Origin of the sequence: Streptomyces sp. NPDC051322 (assembly GCF_040689485.1) — a bacterium.
Lineage (GTDB): Bacteria > Actinomycetota > Actinomycetes > Streptomycetales > Streptomycetaceae > Streptomyces.
Genome location: NZ_JBFBAK010000001.1, coordinates 165724 through 182602 on the forward strand (window position 1 = coordinate 165724; position 16879 = coordinate 182602).

Consider the following 16879-nt stretch of genomic DNA (forward strand, 5'->3'; position numbering starts at 1 on the left):
GTGGTGTCGTGGACAGCGACGGGCAGATCATCGAGTGGGCAGCGGTCGGCAGCGATATCGGGCCACTGCTGCTCGCCGCGACCGGCAAGGGGCTGGTGCGGGTCGTCTTCCATGCGGATGCCGAAGTGCGCGAGAAGGCTCTGCGACAGCTGGCCGCCCGCTTCGGCGCGCCTCCCGTCGAAGCGCCGGAATCCACGCGGCTGGCCGAGCCCATCAGCCGGCTGGCGGCCTACTTCGCGGGAGAGCTTCATGAATTCGCGCTGCCGCTCGACTGGGCGCTGACGTCCGGCTTCAACCGGCAGGTGCTCCGCGAGCTGGCCACCGGGGTGCCCTATGGCTCCGTGGTGGGGTACGGCGACCTGGCGAGCCGAGTGAGGCAGCCGGGGGCGGCGCAGGCGGTGGGCGCGGCGATGGGGGCGAATCCGCTGCCGATCGTCGTGCCGTGCCACCGGGTCGTGGAGAGCGACGGCGGGCTGGGCGGCTTCGGCGGCGGCCTCGAGACGAAGCGGCGGTTGCTGGCATTGGAGGGAGTGCTTCCGCAGCCTCTCTTCTGATCTCCTGGTGACCTCCCGGTCGTTCCGCTCCAGGACCCCTTCTGAACTGCGCTTCTGCTCCCCGCATGACCGATTGTCAGTGGCCCCGTCTAGCTTGGGATCACTGAAGATCAGCCGCACGGGCTGGTCCGTGGGGAGGGGTGCGCCATGGCGGCTGGGCAGGCGGGAAAGACCACGTATCTGGAGCTGTCCCAGGAGGACGGCGGGGCGCACAAATTCTACGAAGTGACCGTCGACGGGACGACGGTCACCGTCCGGTACGGACGCATCGGTGCCGGCGGCCAGCGGCAGGTGTCATCGTTCCCGACGCCGGACAAGGCGAAGGCCGCAGCGGCGAAGAAGGTCGGCGAGAAGGTGCGCAAGGGGTACGCACCGGCGGTGCGGGGGCAGCGCGCGGCCCGGGCGGTGACGCGACGGCAGGTCACGTCGGCGCCTTCGACCGCTCGAGCAACGGCGCCGGTGATCTGGCGTTTTCGCACCGGTGCGTCGGCGTTCGGCATCCACATCGATGAGGACCACTGCTGGGTGGGCAATCAGCGCGGCGATGTCTACACGCTGGGCCACGACGGCGAGGTGCTGGCCCGGTTCTCGTTGCCGGACGGCGTCAAGTGCCTGGTCGCCGACGACTTCTGGATCTACGCGGGATGTGACGACGGCAAGGTGTACGACCTTTCGTCCAAAGTCCCGTACGCCGCGTACGAGATTGCCGAGGACGTGGACATCTTCTGGCTGGACATCCATGAGGGCGTGCTGAACGTCTCCGACCGCAGCGGTGGTCTCACGGTCATCGACCACGAAGACGAATTCCAGTGGTCACGCCGGTCCAACGGCGACAACGCCTGGATGGTGCGCGCCGACGAAAACGCGGTCTACCACGGACACACCGACGGGGTGACCGCCTACGCTGCGGACGGCAGCGGGGAGTTGTGGCACACCAGAACGTTCGGCAATGTGTTGTTCGGCTGGCAGGAGGACACCGCGGTGTACGCGGGCACCGGCCGGCAGATCGTCGAGCGGCTCGCCAAGGCGACCGGCCGCAGCGAGGCCAGCTACCGGTGCGACGCAGCGGTGTACTCCTGCGCCACGTCGGCCGACGGGGAGTACGTCTTCGCCGGTGACCTGGCCTCGTCCGTCTACTGCTTCGCTGCGGACGGCACCCGGCTGTGGAAGCTGGGGACGGGCGGCGGCGCCGCGCTCTCCATGCAGTACCACGACGAGAGGCTGTACATCGTCACCACCGACGGCGCGCTGTCCTGCATCGATGCGAGCGGGGCAGCGATCACCGCGGCTCAGGGCGGAAACGTGCCGGTCGCGATGGACGTGAAGCAGGCCGCCGCGCTCCCCACCTACACCCCCACGGCGACCGTGGCCACCGTCAGTTCGCTGCCCGCCCCGGGGACCGGGATCGTGGTGGAGTGCGTCCAGGCCGGCGGACGACTCCGGGTGCAGGTGGTCTCGGACGGCTATGAGCCTTCCTGGCACGTCCAGTTCCCCCGGTCGATACGGCAGCCCGGGGCGCGCTATGTGGTGGATGCTCTGCACTCCTCACCCGGTGGCTTCTACCGGGTGCGCGGCGAGATAAAGCGCCTGGTGTAGTCGCCGGACACGGGCCCGGCTGTGACTGTGGCCGTACCTGACGTTTGGCACGGGGCGCGGTGTGCCAGGAATGGGGGCATGTCCGATACCACGCTGCTGCTGTCCGACGAGGTACGGGAAGCTCTGGACCGGCGCCGTCCCGTCGTCGCTCTGGAGTCGACGATCATCTCCCACGGACTGCCACGCCCGCGCAACCTGCACGTCGCCGAGGAACTGGAGGAGCTGGTACGGGATGCGGGCGCTGTCCCGGCAACCATCGCCGTGCTCGACGGAAGGGCCCGCATCGGCCTGGACAAAGCCGAGTTGGAACGCGTCGCACGTGACGACCGGATGCGCAAGCTGGGACATCGCGATCTGGCCCCGGCCTGTGCGGCAGGGGCGAGCGGGGCAACTACCGTCTCCGCCACGGCGCTGCTGGCCACCAGGGCCGGGATCAGGGTCTTCGCCACGGGCGGGCTCGGCGGCGTACACCGCGGCTGGACGGAGACGCAGGACGAATCGGCGGACCTGCGGGTGCTGGCCCGGGTCCGGATCGCGGTGGTGTGCGCCGGGGTGAAGTCGATCCTGGACGTGCCCGCGACGCTCCAGCGACTGGAGACGCTCGGCGTCGGGATCGTGGGATACCGAACGGCGGTCTTCCCCGGGTTCTATCTCAGCAGTTCGGGAGAGCCGGTCGACTGGACGGTACAGACGCCCGAAGACGTGGTCGCCGCGATCCGGGCGCAGGATGCGCTCGGTGGCCCCGATGCCGCACTGATCGTGGTGAACCCGGTGCCCGAGTCGGAGCAGCTGGACCCCGCCCTGCACGACCTCGTTCTGGAGGAGGCCCTCGACGCGAGCCGGGCACGCGGGATCACCGGGCAGGCGGTGACCCCGTTCCTGCTCGAGTATCTGATGCGACGGACGGAAGGAGCGTCGCTGGAGGCCAACTTGGCGGCGGTGCGAGGCAATGTGCAGCTGGCGGCGCGGATCGCGGCGGCGATGTGACCGGGCCGGGTGCGCTGCTGGTCATCGGTGATGTGGTCACCGACATCGTGGCCCGGCACCGGGCTCCGCTCGCGCCCGGAACGGACACGGAGGCCGAGATCCGAAGTCTGCCGGGTGGGGCCGGTGCCAATGTCGCCTGCTGGGCAGTGCACGCCGGGCTGCAGGACGTTCGGCTCCTGGCACGGGTCGGAGCAGAGTCGGCGGCCTGGCACGAGAGCCACCTGCGCGGTGCCGGCGTGCGCACCCGGCTGGTCGTCGACGATCTGACACCGACGGCGACGGTCGTCGCCCTTGTCGACTCCGCGGCCGAGCGGACCTTCCTCACCGACAGCGGAGCGGCCCTGCGGTTGTCGGCCGACGACTGGTCGCCGGACTTCCTCGACGGGGTCGCACACCTCCACGTTTCCGGATACCTGTTCTTCGCCGAAGCAAGCCGCGGGGCCGTCCTGCCGGCCCTGAGGGACGCGCACACGCGGGGCATCCCGGTGAGTGTGGACCCGGCATCGAGCGGGTTCATCACCGCAGTCGGCGTGGACCGGTTCCTGTCCCTGACGGAAGGCGTGGATGTGCTGCTGCCCAACGAGGAGGAGGCCAGGCTGCTCACCGACCTGCCGGAGCCGGCTGACGCGGCGGCGAAACTGAGCCGCCACGCCGCGTTGGTCGCCGTCACCATGGGCGCTCGGGGTGCATTACTCGCGGCGTCCGGGGCAGTGACCGCGCGTATCCCGCCGGTCGAGGTACGTGCGGTCGACTCGACGGGAGCGGGCGACGCCTTCACCGGGGGATTTCTCGCTGCCCGGCTGGCAGGGGCCGACGACACGACGGCCGCGGTCGCGGGCTGCCGGATGGGGGCACAAGCGGTTGCATCGCTCGGGGGCCGCCCGCTGCCGTCCTGACCTCCACATGACTCGGCAGCCCTGCGGGCCGCTCGTCCTGCGGGCCGCTCGTCCTGCGGGTGGGTCCGGCGTCCCACCGAACCTAACCGGATCCACTCCAGGCCAGATGTTCCGGATGGTCCGCCCGCACCACCACATCCGCGCTCGCGACCGGATCGGCCTCGTCCTCGTACCGCCGGAAAGCGGGCAGCATCCACTGCTCGTCCTTCTCGGTACGGCGTTGCAGGGCGCCCGGCGACAGGTGAAGGTGCACGCTCAGATCGAAGGGAAACCAGTGCCCCAGCAGCAGTGGCCCGTGGACGATCAGAACCGTGCCTTCCGGCAGTTGCCGGTACGGGCTGCGGGTGGCGCGATCCGTCAGCGGATCCCATAGATCGGGAAGCACCCGCCCGCTGCCTCCCACCTCCAGCGGCCCGAAGATTTCGCGCCACAGCGCACCGGTGTCGAACCAGCTGTCGTAGTAGGAGTCCGGGTCCTGCTTGCCGTACTCGTACCGAAGCGATGCCGGGCGCAGAAAGCCCTGGGTGCTCACCACATGCACGGACCGGCCGCGCGTCCGGAGTTCCTCCGCGACGGACTCGGCAAGCCGGCCGGTGGGCGCGGCAGGAGCGCCGTCCACCGCGACCTTCGGCCACGGGCCGCCGTCCGCTGCCTTCAGAGCCTCCGCACACCGGGCGAGGGCGTCGGTCAGCCGCTCCCAGGAGATCGCTTCGAGTCGCACCTTTCCATCATCACCGAAGGCACGGTGACGGTGTGCACCCATGGAGCGGGCCCGTTTTCTCGTCCGCAGGCAGCGGCCCGCCCTGCCTGCAGGGTGCCGACCCCTCACTGCCCGCACGGTGCCGGCCGCTAACGCCGCAGCGCCTCCACCGGGTCGGCGTGCGGGGCACCCCTGGGCCACCAGTCGTCCCTGCCCGGGTCGGATTCGTAGGCGTACCACCGGCCGTCCTGGCCGAAGCGCAGCTGGACCGCGCCGCCGGGGACCGTCAGATGGTTGCGCCAGGGCTGGAAACGTACACGCCCGGCGGCGGCAAGCGCCGGACGGGCCCGGTCGAAGGGGCCGGCCGGTGGGTCCCACGGCACTTCCAGTACGGCCAGGCCCTGGATGCCGCCCTGCCGCCAGGCGGCGACGGCCCGGGCCAGCTCGGTGGGCGTGCGGCCGGTGGCCGCCGCGAGGTCCCGGTACACCTTGCGGGTGGTGGCGGTCAGTCCAGCGGTGGGGCGGGCTGCGGCCAGCCTGACCGCGTCCTGCCAGGGGGTGAGGCCGCTGACGGGGTCGATGCCGGTGGTGAGCAGCGCGTGCGCTCGGGCGGCGGCCTCGGTGGCGAGCTGGTCCAGGGAGAGCGCGGCCGGGGCGCCGGGCGCTTCCGGGTAGGCCGGTGGCTGCCCGGGGTGCGGTCCGACCGGCAGGGGTGCAGGCAACGGCGGCAGGGGGCGGGAGGTGAGTGCTTCTCTGGCGGGGATACCTCGGATGGGCGCCGCTGTGGGCTGTTCACGGGCGGACTGGGCCGCGTTGCGCCTGGCGAGTTCGTCGAGGAGTTCCCGCTCGCTTCTGCCGCGGATCAGCAGCAGGACGAACGGGTCGGCGTCGAGCAGCTTCGCCGTTTCGTAGCAGAGGGCGGCCGCGTGCTTGCAGGGGTAGCCGCTGTCGGGGCAGGAACAGGACGGCGTGAGGTCGCCGGGGGCCGGAAGCAGAGCGACGCCCGCATCGGCCGCCGCGTCGACCAGCGAGTGCGGCATGTCCTTGTCGAGCAGGGCGGCGATGTGGCCCGGCTGGGCGGCCGCCGCGTCCAGGAATTGGTCCCAGTCGCTGTCGGAGAGGGTCCGCAGCCGCAACTCCGACCGGTAGGGGCGCGGCCTGCTGCCGTGCACGTACGCCAGGATGCGGCCCGGGGCGACGTTCACCGCGGCGACGTGGCCGGCGTCGGCGTACTTCCGGCCCCGGTCGAGGCGTCCGGCATCCAGCGAGAGGGCTTCCAGGGCGGCCACCCAGGCGTTTCCCCACCAGCTGCTCATGACGGCCTCCGCAGTGACACCAGGTCGGCGAGGGCCGCGTCGTCCAGTTCGGTGAGCGCGCTCTCGCCCGAGCCGAGCACCGCGTCGGCCAGCGCACGCTTGGCCGCGAGCATCTCGGCGATCCGGTCCTCGACCGTGCCTTCCGCGATCAGCCGGTGGACCTGCACAGGCTGGGTCTGGCCGATGCGGTAGGCCCGGTCGGTGGCCTGTTCCTCCACGGCCGGGTTCCACCAGCGGTCGTAGTGGATGACGTGGCCGGCCCGCGTGAGGTTCAGGCCGGTGCCTGCGGCCTTCAAGGAGAGCAGGAAGACCGGGGACCGGCCGGACTGGAACCCGTCGACCATCTCCTCGCGCCGGGCCACCGGTGTGCCGCCGTGCAGCAGCTGCGACGCGATACCGCGCGCCGTGAGGTGCTCCGACAGCAGACGGGCCATTGCGACGTACTGGGTGAAGACCAGTACCGAGCCGCCCTCCGAGAGAATCGTGTCGAGGAGTTCGTCGAGCAGGGCCAGCTTGCCGGAGCGTCCGGCGAGACGGCTGGGCCCCTCCTTCAGATACTGCGCGGGATGGTTGCAGATCTGTTTGAGCGCGGTGAGCAGTTTCATGATCTGGGCGCGCCGGCCGATGCCTTCGTCGGCCTCGATCACCGCCATGGATTCGCGGACCACGGCCTGGTAGAGGGAGGCCTGTTCCCGGGTGAGTGAGACCGGATGGTCGGTTTCCGTCTTCGGCGGCAGTTCCGGCGCGATACCGGGATCGGACTTCTTCCTGCGGAGCAGGAACGGCCGGACCAGATGGGCCAGGCGCTCCACCGCACCGTCCTCCTCGCCGTTCTCGACGATCCTGGCGTGGCGTGCCCGGAACGTCTTCAGCGGGCCGAGCAGTCCCGGTGTCGTCCAGTCGAGCAGCGCCCACAGCTCGGACAGGTTGTTCTCGACCGGGGTGCCGGTGAGTGCGACGCGGGCCGGTGCGGGGATGGTGCGCAGGGCCTTCGCCGTCGCCGCGTTCGGGTTCTTGATGTGCTGGGCCTCGTCGGCCACGACCATGCCCCAGGGCTGGGTGGCCAGTTCGGTTGCGCTGGTGCGCATCGTTCCGTAAGTGGTGAGGACGAAACCGCCGTCCCTGCCCGGGAGGGCGCGGTCCGTGCCGTGGAAGCGGCGGACCGGCACACCCGGTGCGAAGCGGGTGATCTCCCGCTGCCAGTTGCCCAGAAGCGAGGCGGGGCACACCACGAGGGTCGGTTCACTGCGGGCCCGGTGCAGATGGAGGGCGATCAGGGTGATCGTCTTGCCCAGTCCCATGTCGTCGGCGAGGCAGCCGCCGAGCCCCAGCGAGGTCATGAGATCGAGCCAGCCGAGACCGCGCAGCTGGTAGTCCCGCAGAGTGGCGTCCAGCCCCGGCGGCTGGGGCGGTGCGGCGGCCTCGGTGGTCAGCCGGGTGTGCAGCGCGGCGAGCGCGCCGACCGGTACGGCTTCGACCGTCACGCCGTCCACCTCGGCGCTGCCGGTGAGCGCGACGGACAGCGCGTCCACCGGCTCCAGCAGCCCCAGCTCCCGCTTGCGCGCCTTGCGTACGAGGTCGGGGTCGACCACCACCCACTGGTCGCGCAGCCGCACGATCGGGCGGTGCGCTTCGGCCAGGGTGTCCATCTCGGCGTCGGTCAGCCGGTCGTCGCCGAGGGCGAGTTGCCAACTGAAGGAGAAGAGTTCGTCCGCGTCGAAGAACGGGGTGCCGTCGGTCGCCGAGCCCGGCGCGGGCCGCACCACGGCGGTGGCGGTCAGGGACCGGACCATGTCGCGCGGCCAGTGCACGGCCACCCCGGCTGCGCCGAGCCGGGGAGCCGCCGGCCCGAGCAGCTCGTACAGCTCCTCCTCGGAGAGTGGCAGCACGTCGGGCACCGGCTGCTCGAGCAGCCCTGCCAGGGGCGGCCAGATCCGCGCCGCACGCCGCAGGGCGAGCACCGCGTCGACCCGCACCCGGGGACCGAAGTGCTCGTCGCCCTCGCCGGCCCAGAGCCGGCCGGCGTCGATGACCAGGGTCGGGTCGGCGAGGCTGTGCACCTGAACGACGGCAGCACCGGCCCGCCGCTCCGCTGACTCGGGGTCCTCGGAGTGGTCGAAGAGGTCGTATCCGGAAAAGTCGAGGCGCAGGGAGACCTGCACGCCGGCGTCCGATCCCGCTGCCACCTCCATGCTCCACTCGCGCAGCCCCGACAGATGCTGCGCCGCCAGGGCCGCGTAGGGGGCGCCCACCGCATGTGCCGCGGCCGGGGTGCGGGGCAGGCTATCGGCGACTGCATCGAGGAACGCGCGCAGCAGCGCCTCGGGCTGGGGCAGCTCGATGGGCGTGCGGCCGGGCAGCGGCGTGGCATGGGCCTCGGGCGGCATGGCTGCGGCGACGGCCCGCAGGTGCGCGATGTCCTCGGCGTCCAGCGGCCCGGCCCGCCAGGCGTCATGGTCATCGGCGGTCAGCCCGGGGAGCAGCCGTCCTCGAGCGACCAGCTGCAGGGCGTGCAGCGCGGCCGCGCCCCAGCAACGGGCGGCGGGGTGCGCCACCGGGGAATGCCGGGCGGCGATCAGCAGCGGCAGCGCTTCCGCCACGGGCATGAGTACGGCAGGGACGGAGCGGCGGCGGGCCGCGACGCCCTGCTGCCGCACGACCATGAGCTCGTCAGGCCCCGTTCCCTCGCCCGCCGGGTCCCAGAAGGCGAACCGGCCGTCCCGTGGCAGCGCGGCAGGCAGAAACACGGCGGCTCTGCGGCCGAGAACAGCAGCCGTCGCCGAACCGGCCCCGCTGTCCTGCGCTGCCCCCGACACCCCGCTCACCTGTCTTCCGCACCCCGCTTCCGCACCCCGGCCCCGCCCTGGTTCTGATCTGTCTGCGAGTCTAGGCGGGGGGTCCGACAACGGGCATCGACCAGGGGAAGCACCGCAGGCCGGGGCCCCGATGATCAGTTGCTGACAGTGCGCGTCGCCGTTGCGCGGGGCCGCCCGTGACGCTCAGCGCACCCCGCTCCACAGGGCGCGCTCCGCCGGCCGCGGATCCGGCTCCGCGGCTGTCTGCTCGCCGAAGACCATGGTGGTACGGCTCGGAGCCACAGCGCCCCGGGTCGCCGTGCCCGCCCCGTCGTATGCCGCCCAGCCGGGGTCCCCCGTCGTCGCGAAAGCCACCCACGCGCCGTGCATCGCATCCGCGAGCGGCTGCGGCGGGTGGTCCCCCAGCATCGGGGCGTACGACGGGTCTGCCAGGTTGTCGAAGACGAAGCCCAGCTCGGAAGCATGGCAGGCGCCGAGCCTTCCGCCGTACTGCGGGGAGCGCCAGGCGAATTCGTACACATGCGAACCGGGGACGGCCTCGGCGAGGCGGAGCGCGGGAATCCGGTAGAACCAGTCGGTCACCACCGCGTCGAACAGTTCGCCGGGCGTCGCCCCGGGCCGATCGGTCCGATACACCGCGAGCGCGGTGTCCGGGTCCAGGCCGTAACCAGCCACGACCAGCCGCAGCCGCTCTTCGGTGATGGTGTCCATCCGTTCGGTGGGAACCATGAACAGCCGGTTCTCCTCCCGGTTGCTGCCCACCAGCAGGTCGACACCGCAGTCCGGGCCGGGCAGCGTGAGCTCCGGGAGTACCGGTTCGAACGGCATCATGTTGAGCGCCGCTTCCCCCCACAGGGCGGGATCCGGCCGGCTGCCGACCTCGGCGCGCAGCTTCCCCTGCGCGGGCAGCAGCTCGGCGAGCGGTACGGCGGCGAAGGCCTCCGCAGTCGGTGCGATGCCGAGGTTCCCGGCGAGTCGCTCCGTGATCAGCGCGGCCGAAGCGGGCCGCAGGAAGTGATGCGCCGCCCCGCTCTGCAGAGCCGCCCGGCGGAACAGCCCGCGGGCCTCCTCCATTCCCAGCAGTGCTCCGATGCTCATCGCTCCGGCCGACTCCCCGAACACCGTCACCCGGTCCGGGTCACCGCCGAAGGACGCGATGTTCTCCCGCACCCACTTCAGAGCCGCGATCTGGTCGAGCAGCCCACGGTTGTCCGGCACGCCGTCGATGTGCAGAAAACCGTCCACCCCCAAGCGGTAGTTGACCGTCACACAGACCACCCCGTCACGCGCGAAGGCACCGCCGTGGTAGGCCGACGCCGAACCCGAGCCGTTGGAGAAAGCCCCACCGTGCAGCCACACCAGCACCGGCAGGCCGCCGTTGGGACCCGGCTGCGGTGTCCAGACGTTCAGGTTCAGGCAGTTCTCGCCGTCCTGGTCGAGATCCTCGGGGATCAGGGCGTCGAACGGCGGGGCGTACGGAGCCTTCGGCGCGGTCGCGCCGTAGGCATGCGCCTCCCGTACGCCGACCCACGGCGTGGGCGGCTCCGGCGCCCGGAACCGGCGCGGGCCGAACGGAGCCGCCGCGAACGGGATGCCGAGAAAGGACGCCACCCCGAGGCCGCTCATCCGCCCCCGGACCGCCCCTTGGCGCGTCATGCATACCGGTTCCGTCCGGTTGCGGCTCTCTGTCTTCGCTTCTGTGTTCAATTCGGATCCCATCGGGTCGTCGCAGCCACCGCTTCGGCTACTCCCCCTCGTACCGTGCGGCGGACCTCCCCGTAAAGATCCCGGACCTGTCGCTTCGCGGAAAGGCCGCAGCCGAGGGACGGCAACCGAGGGTTCGCCGCACGGCCGTCCCCCGTGCGGCGGAACAGCGGATGCCGTGCGGCCCCGCGCCCGGCAGAGTTGCCACCACCAGTGACTCTCCGCAGAGACGGGGCCGCCCATGTCCGTTCACCGGCGTCTCGGCGCCATCGCCGGGGCACTGCTCCTGTCCCTCACTGTCGCCGGATGCTCCGGCCTCGGCCGCACCGCCGTCGGCCCGATCACGTACGTCACGCCCACCGACCAGACGGTCACCGTCCACAGCCCGAAAGTCACCGGGTGTCACCCACTGCTTCGCGGGGGCGCCAAGACCGTGCACAATCACACCCTGATCGACATGGTGCTGTACCCGGGCCGCGCCTGTACCGGCAAACCCACGTCGTACAACGCCACGACGCTGAGCATCCGGGTGACGCCTCCGCTGGGGGTGTGGCGCAGTTATTCGCTGGTCCACTGACGCGCCGTCACGGCTGTCCGGCGCCGAACTCACCGGACGGGCAGCGCCCGGACCCAGGTCTCGTCCTCCGTCAGGTAGGTGTCGACGGCGAGCCCCGCTGCAAGCAGGTGGTTCTCGAACTCCGGCCGGGTCAGTGGGCGCGACAGGAAGGTCTGCGTCCAGGTGGCGTCCGGGTAGGTGTACTCGCAGAGCATGGAGTCGACCCCGTCACCGACGGGCGTCGCCGACACGATCCGCACGGTTCCGGCGCCGTTGTCCCGTGTCCGGGGCACGTCGCTGTGCCAGTCCAGGCCCTCACGCTGGATCAGCACACAGCCGTCGTCCCCGACATGCCGTCGGCAGGTGCTCAGCAGGCCGCGGCGGACCTGCGGGTCGCCGGAGTGCACCAGAAACGACGCCAGCAGCACCACGTCGAAGGTCTCGCCGAGATCGAGGACCTCGATGGGGCTGCAGACGGTGCGGGCGCCCTGGATGTGCTCCAGCATCCCGGGCGACTCGTCGACCGCCGTCACGGTGAAGCCGCGGGCGAGCAGCGGCCGGGTCACCCGGCCCGCTCCGCTGCCCAGTTCGAGGACGGACGCGCCGGCGGGCACCGCCGCCTCGATCACATCCGGTTCATCGCCGACCGGCAGCCGCTTGTACAGCTCGACGGAGCAACCGTCGGGTGTCCTGGCTCCGGGCCCTGTCCCCGCATACCCTGCACGCATCCGAACGCTCACGCAGGGCAGAACGAACGCGCCCTGGCCGCCGTCCCCGTCAGTCCTGCGGATCGGGTTCGTCGGCCGGTCCGGGCTGGTCGGCGTCGCCCTGCCGGCCCGCGTCGAAGCGGGCCGCTTCGAGGTACTCCGGCTTGGGGTCGAGCGCCGCGGCGAGCCGGAAGTGGCGCCTGGCCTGATCCGGGCGGCCGGCCCGCTGAAAAGTGCGGGCCAGTGCGAAGTGGGCGAAGGCGTTGTCCGGTTCGCGTTCCAGCACCAGTTGGAACTCCAGCTCGGCCGGGCGCAGCTGAGCGGCCAGGAAGAAGGCGCGGGCGCGCAGCAGACGGGCCGCGGTGTTCTCCGGGTGGACCGCGATGACCTCGTCGAGAAGCTTGATCGCGCCTCGCGGGTCACGTGCCGTCAGCAGTTGTTCCGCCGCGCGGTAGTCGATGACGTGGGTCTCGGGGGTGCTCTGCGACATGGCCTGTCTTTCCTTTCCTTGCTGCTCACTCTTCCGTAGTGGCCGGTGGCCGGTCGTTCCCGCTGCCGGTCGCCCGGCGCACCGCACGCTCCGACAGTTCCGCCCAGACCTTGCGGACCTGCGGCTCGAGCGCTTCGAGCGGGCCGTCGTTGTCGATCAGTACGTCGGCGATCTCACGGCGCTGTTCCCGCGTGGCCTGGGCGGCCATCCGGGCGCGTGCCTCGGATTCCCGCATGCCGCGGAGCCGTACCAGTCGCTCGAGCTGGGTCTCGGGCGTGGCGTCCACCACGACGACCAGGTCGTACAGCGGAGCGAGACCGTTCTCGGTCAGCAGCGGTACGTCGTGGACGACGACCGCGTCCTCCGTTGCCCGGCTCTCCAGCTCCGCCGAGCGGTCCCGGACGAGTGGGTGCACGATCGCGTTCAGAACCGCCAGGCGGTCCGCGTCCGAGAACACGATCGAGCCGAGCCGGGGACGGTCCAGGGTTCCGTCCGCCGTGAGGACGGACTCGCCGAACGCCTCAACGACCGCGGCCAGGCCGGGAGTACCCGGCTCGACCACCTCGCGGGCGATACGGTCGGCGTCGACCAGCACTGCTCCGTACGAAGCGAGCAGACGGGACACTTCGCTCTTTCCGGCACCGATTCCGCCGGTCAACCCCACTTTCAGCATGCCGAGAGCCTACGGGCCGAACGGTTGGACCGGTCTCCCCGGGGCCGGGCGGCTCCCTTCGTCAGATCTCGCCCTCGCGTTCGGCGAGGAAGCGCTCGAACTCGCGGCCGATCTCGTCGGCCGACGGCAGTTCGACCGCCTCGGCGACCAGATTGGCCCGGGTCTCGGATCCGGCCAGGGCGTCGTACTGGTGCTCAAGCCCCTGGACCAGGGAGACCAGTTCCTCATCGCCCTCGCTGATCTGGCGCTCGATCTCGTCCTGCGTGCGCTGGGCTTCCGTACGCAGGGAGTGCGCCACGCCGGGCAGCACCAGCCCGGTCGCCGCCGTGACCGCTTCGAGGGCGGTCAGCGCGGCGTCCGGATACGACGAACGGGCGACGTAATGCGGGACATGCGCGGACACACCGAGCACGTCGTGGCCCTTCTGGGCGAGCCGGTACTCGACCAGCGACTCGGCGCTGCCCGGCACCTGGGCCTCGTCGAAGGGCGAACGGCGCCCGGGCATCAGGTCCATACGGTTGCCGTGCGGGGTGATGCCCACCGGACGGGTGTGCGGCACGCCCATCGGGATTCCGTGGAAGCTCACCGAGAGGCGCACGCCGAGCCGCTCGACGATCTGCTCGACGGCTGCGGCGAAACGCTCCCACTCGACGTCGGGCTCGGGCCCCGACATCAGCAGGAACGGCGCACCGGTGGTGTCCTGCACCAGGCGCACGTCGAGCGTCGGCGTCTCGTAGTCCGTCCACTGGTCACGCTTGAAGGTGAGCAGCGGGCGGCGCGCACGGTAGTCCACCAGCCGGTCGTGGTCGAACCGCGCCACCACCTGATTGGGCAGGGCGTCCAGCAGGCCTTCGACGATCTGATCGCCGGTCTCGCCCGCGTCGATGTACCCATCGAAGTGGTAGAGCATGACAAGCCCGGCCGATTCCTGGGCCAGTGCCACGTCGACGACTGCCAGGCCCTTCGGCTCCCATGCGTACAAATCCTGCGGATCAAGCACGATTACCGCTCCTCCTCGTGTTCATGGAGGAGAACGCACCGTGGGACGCGAGCATTCCCCCGGTGATGGCGCGCGATGCGGATCGCCTTCGGCGGCGGCGCTCCGGGCACGAGCAAGGCCCGCCCCCGGGAAGGGAGCGGGCCTTGCTGTCAGCTGTTCACCAGCAGGGAACCGGAGCGTCAGCTCTGGCCACCGGCCAGCTTCTCGCGCAGGGCTGCCAGCGCCTCGTCCGACGCCAGGGCGCCGGAGTTGTCGTCCGACTCCGAGGAGTACGAACCACCGCTGGAGGCACCCGCACCGGCGCCGGCGCCGGGAGCCGGGGCGGCAGCGCCCTCGGCAGCGGCGGCCTCGTCGGCCTCGCGGGACTTGATGACCTGGGCCTGGTGCTGCTCGAAGCGCTGCTGCGCCTCGGCGTACTGGCCCTCCCACGCCTCGCGCTGGGTCTCGAAGCCCTCGAGCCAGTCGTTGGTCTCGGGGTCGAAGCCCTCGGGGTAGATGTAGTTGCCCTGGTCGTCGTACGACGCGGCCATGCCGTACAGCGTCGGGTCGAACTCGACCGAGGCCGGGTCGGCACCGAAGGACTCGTTGGCCTGCTTCAGCGAGAGGCTGATGCGGCGGCGCTCGAGGTCGATGTCGATGACCTTGACGAAGATCTCGTCGTTGACCTGGACGACCTGCTCCGGGATCTCCACGTGGCGCTCGGCCAGCTCGGAGATGTGGACCAGACCCTCGATGCCCTCGTCGACACGGACGAACGCACCGAACGGAACGAGCTTGGTGACCTTACCGGGAACGACCTGCCCGATCTGGTGCGTACGGGCGAACTGCTGCCACGGGTCTTCCTGCGTCGCCTTGAGCGACAGCGAGACGCGCTCGCGGTCCATGTCGACGTCGAGGACCTCGACGGTGACTTCCTGGCCGACCTCGACAACCTCGGAGGGGTGGTCGATGTGCTTCCAGGAGAGCTCGGAGACGTGCACGAGACCGTCGACGCCGCCGAGGTCCACGAACGCACCGAAGTTGACGATCGAGGAGACGACGCCGGAGCGGACCTGACCCTTCTGCAGGGTCGTGAGGAAGGTCTGGCGGACCTCGGACTGGGTCTGCTCGAGCCAGGCACGGCGGGACAGGACCACGTTGTTGCGGTTCTTGTCCAGCTCGATGATCTTGGCCTCGAGCTCCTTGCCCACGTAGGGCTGGAGGTCGCGGACGCGACGCATCTCGACGAGGGACGCCGGGAGGAAGCCACGGAGGCCGATGTCGAGGATGAGACCACCCTTGACGACCTCGATGACGGTACCGGTGACGATGCCGTCTTCTTCCTTGATCTTCTCGATGGTGCCCCAGGCACGCTCGTACTGAGCGCGCTTCTTCGAGAGGATCAGGCGGCCTTCCTTGTCCTCCTTCTGGAGGACCAGGGCCTCGATCTCGTCGCCGACCTTGACGACCTCGTTCGGGTCGACGTCGTGCTTGATCGACAGCTCGCGGCTCGGGATGACGCCTTCGGTCTTGTAACCGATGTCGAGGAGAACCTCGTCCCGGTCAACCTTGACGATGACGCCGTCAACGATGTCGCCGTCGTTGAAGTACTTGATCGTCTCGTCGATCGCCGCGAGGAACGCGTCCGCGTCGCCGATGTCGTTGACCGCAACCTGCGGCGTGGTGGCGGTGGTCTCGGTGCTGCTCGTCATGTGGGAAAGGGCTCCGGTACGGACATTGAAGTCGTAGGTACTGCTACGCCGGGAGCCCGTATCGCCTCTGCAGACGCCGGACAGCCTAGGAAGCGCCGATCCGGTCCCGCGTTCGTTGCCGAACACGTCGGTGGCGCCTCGATAACCGAGGGGACATGCAACAGATGCAAGCGCAGCCTGCTAGGTCTGAGGAGCGCAGGCTCGCAGCGCAACTTGTAGCATACGGGGACGGCTGGACACGGTCAATGCGCGAAGGCGCACACCCGGGGCAGATCACCCCAATCCCGGCACCATTTCAGTCGTACGAGGCCAGATCGGCCGCGGCGGCCTCATCAACATACGCCGCCGCGCCCTCCCGACGATACAGACAGGCACGATGACCACAGAGTACGAGCCCGAAGCGACACGTCGTGCCGCCGGGGACACCGAGAGCAGCCGGGCCAATCGTGGCTGGTGGGACCGCAACGCCGACGAGTACCAGAGCGAGCACGGCTCGTTCCTCGGTGACGACCGCTTCGTCTGGGGCCCCGAGGGGCTCGACGAAGTGGAGGCGGAGCTGCTCGGCCCGGCCGAGGAGCTGGCCGGGCTCGACGTGCTGGAGATCGGCGCGGGCGCCGCGCAGTGCTCCCGCTGGCTGGCCGCCCAGGGCGCCCGCCCGGTGGCCCTGGACGTCTCGCACCGCCAGCTCCAGCACGCCCTGCGCATCAGCGAGAACGGTGCGGCCGGGGTACCGCTGGTGGCGGCCGACGCGTCGGTCCTGCCCTTCCGGGACGGCTCCTTCGACCTTGCCTGTTCCGCCTACGGCGCGGTGCCCTTCGTGGCCGACCCGGTGAAGGTCTTCCGTGAGGTCCGGCGGGTACTGCGGCCCGGCGGGCGCTGGGTCTTCTCCGTCACCCATCCGATCCGCTGGGCCTTCCCCGACGAGCCCGGGCCCGAGGGCCTCACGGTCACCTCGTCCTACTTCGACCGCACGCCGTATGTCGAGCAGGACGAGCAGGGGAACGCGGTGTACGTCGAGCACCACCGCACTCTCGGCGACCGGGTGCGCGACGTGGTGGCCGGCGGTTTCCGGCTGGTGGATCTGGTCGAACCGCAGTGGCCCGCCTGGAACACCTCCGAGTGGGGCGGATGGTCTCCGCTGCGGGGCATGCTGATCCCCGGGTCGGCGATCTTCCTCTGCGTACGGGACTGAA

15 protein-coding genes are annotated in these 16879 nt (G+C 70.7%); 6 read left to right on the forward strand and 9 right to left on the reverse strand.

Annotated elements, in window-relative coordinates:
• The first annotated feature begins 8 nt into the window (after positions 1-8).
• The 4 genes from AB0436_RS00810 to AB0436_RS00825 all read left to right on the forward strand — a co-directional run bounded on the left by AB0436_RS00810 (position 9) and on the right by AB0436_RS00825 (position 4033).
• Positions 9-554, forward strand: coding sequence for a methylated-DNA--[protein]-cysteine S-methyltransferase (locus tag AB0436_RS00810; protein WP_366465473.1), 546 nt, complete (start codon positions 9-11; stop codon positions 552-554).
• 147 nt (positions 555-701) lie between these two features.
• Positions 702-2150 carry a WGR domain-containing protein gene (locus AB0436_RS00815; protein WP_366465475.1) on the forward strand — a complete coding sequence of 483 codons (1449 nt, stop codon included), beginning with the start codon at positions 702-704 and terminating at the stop codon, positions 2148-2150.
• A 78-nt stretch (positions 2151-2228) separates the two neighbouring features.
• On the forward strand, positions 2229-3137 hold the full coding sequence (locus AB0436_RS00820) for a pseudouridine-5'-phosphate glycosidase (RefSeq protein ID WP_366465477.1): 909 nt from the start codon (positions 2229-2231) through the stop codon (positions 3135-3137).
• The gene (locus AB0436_RS00825) at positions 3134-4033 is read left to right on the forward strand and encodes a sugar kinase (RefSeq protein ID WP_366465478.1); all 900 of its coding nucleotides are present in this window, start codon (positions 3134-3136) and stop codon (positions 4031-4033) included. The genes AB0436_RS00820 and AB0436_RS00825 overlap by 4 nt, the downstream gene beginning before the upstream one ends.
• An 82-nt stretch (positions 4034-4115) precedes the next feature.
• On the opposite strand, the gene AB0436_RS00830 is transcribed toward AB0436_RS00825, so the two are convergent.
• The 4 genes from AB0436_RS00830 to AB0436_RS00845 form a co-directional block, all read right to left on the reverse strand.
• Complete coding sequence (locus AB0436_RS00830; RefSeq protein ID WP_366465479.1) at positions 4116-4754, reverse strand: uridine kinase; 639 nt, start codon at positions 4752-4754, stop codon at positions 4116-4118.
• A 128-nt stretch (positions 4755-4882) separates the two neighbouring features.
• Positions 4883-6049: an SWIM zinc finger family protein gene (locus tag AB0436_RS00835; RefSeq protein WP_366465480.1), complete on the reverse strand. Its 1167-nt coding sequence runs from the start codon at positions 6047-6049 to the stop codon at positions 4883-4885.
• On the reverse strand, positions 6046-8865 hold the full coding sequence (locus AB0436_RS00840; RefSeq protein WP_366465481.1) for a DEAD/DEAH box helicase: 2820 nt from the start codon (positions 8863-8865) through the stop codon (positions 6046-6048). Before AB0436_RS00840 ends, AB0436_RS00835 begins: the two co-directional genes overlap by 4 nt.
• Before the next feature lie 183 nt (positions 8866-9048).
• Positions 9049-10521, reverse strand: coding sequence for a carboxylesterase family protein (locus tag AB0436_RS00845; protein WP_366465482.1), 1473 nt, complete (start codon positions 10519-10521; stop codon positions 9049-9051).
• A 289-nt stretch (positions 10522-10810) separates the two neighbouring features.
• On the opposite strand from AB0436_RS00845, the gene AB0436_RS00850 reads away from it, so the two are divergent.
• Entirely contained in the window at positions 10811-11146 is a 336-nt protein-coding gene (locus AB0436_RS00850) for a hypothetical protein (protein WP_366465483.1), read from the forward strand.
• Positions 11147-11175: 29 nt separating this feature from the next.
• On the opposite strand, the gene AB0436_RS00855 is transcribed toward AB0436_RS00850, so the two are convergent.
• The 5 genes from AB0436_RS00855 to rpsA form a co-directional block, all read right to left on the reverse strand.
• Positions 11176-11853 (reverse strand): class I SAM-dependent methyltransferase, encoded by a 678-nt coding sequence (locus tag AB0436_RS00855; RefSeq protein ID WP_366465484.1) that lies wholly within the window; start codon positions 11851-11853, stop codon positions 11176-11178.
• Between the two features lie 49 nt (positions 11854-11902).
• The gene (locus tag AB0436_RS00860; RefSeq protein WP_366465485.1) at positions 11903-12322 is read right to left on the reverse strand and encodes a tetratricopeptide repeat protein; all 420 of its coding nucleotides are present in this window, start codon (positions 12320-12322) and stop codon (positions 11903-11905) included.
• A 25-nt stretch (positions 12323-12347) separates the two neighbouring features.
• Positions 12348-12995, reverse strand: a complete 648-nt coding sequence (gene coaE, locus AB0436_RS00865; RefSeq protein WP_366465486.1) for a dephospho-CoA kinase — start codon at positions 12993-12995, stop codon at positions 12348-12350.
• Between the two features lie 61 nt (positions 12996-13056).
• The gene (locus AB0436_RS00870; RefSeq protein WP_366465487.1) at positions 13057-13995 is read right to left on the reverse strand and encodes a PAC2 family protein; all 939 of its coding nucleotides are present in this window, start codon (positions 13993-13995) and stop codon (positions 13057-13059) included.
• Positions 13996-14174: 179 nt separating this feature from the next.
• Positions 14175-15686, reverse strand: coding sequence for a 30S ribosomal protein S1 (gene rpsA / locus AB0436_RS00875; protein WP_365855639.1), 1512 nt, complete (start codon positions 15684-15686; stop codon positions 14175-14177).
• Positions 15687-16062: 376 nt separating this feature from the next.
• On the opposite strand from rpsA, the gene AB0436_RS00880 reads away from it, so the two are divergent.
• Positions 16063-16878 (forward strand): class I SAM-dependent methyltransferase, encoded by an 816-nt coding sequence (locus tag AB0436_RS00880; RefSeq protein ID WP_366465488.1) that lies wholly within the window; start codon positions 16063-16065, stop codon positions 16876-16878.
• Position 16879: the final 1 nt, after the last annotated feature.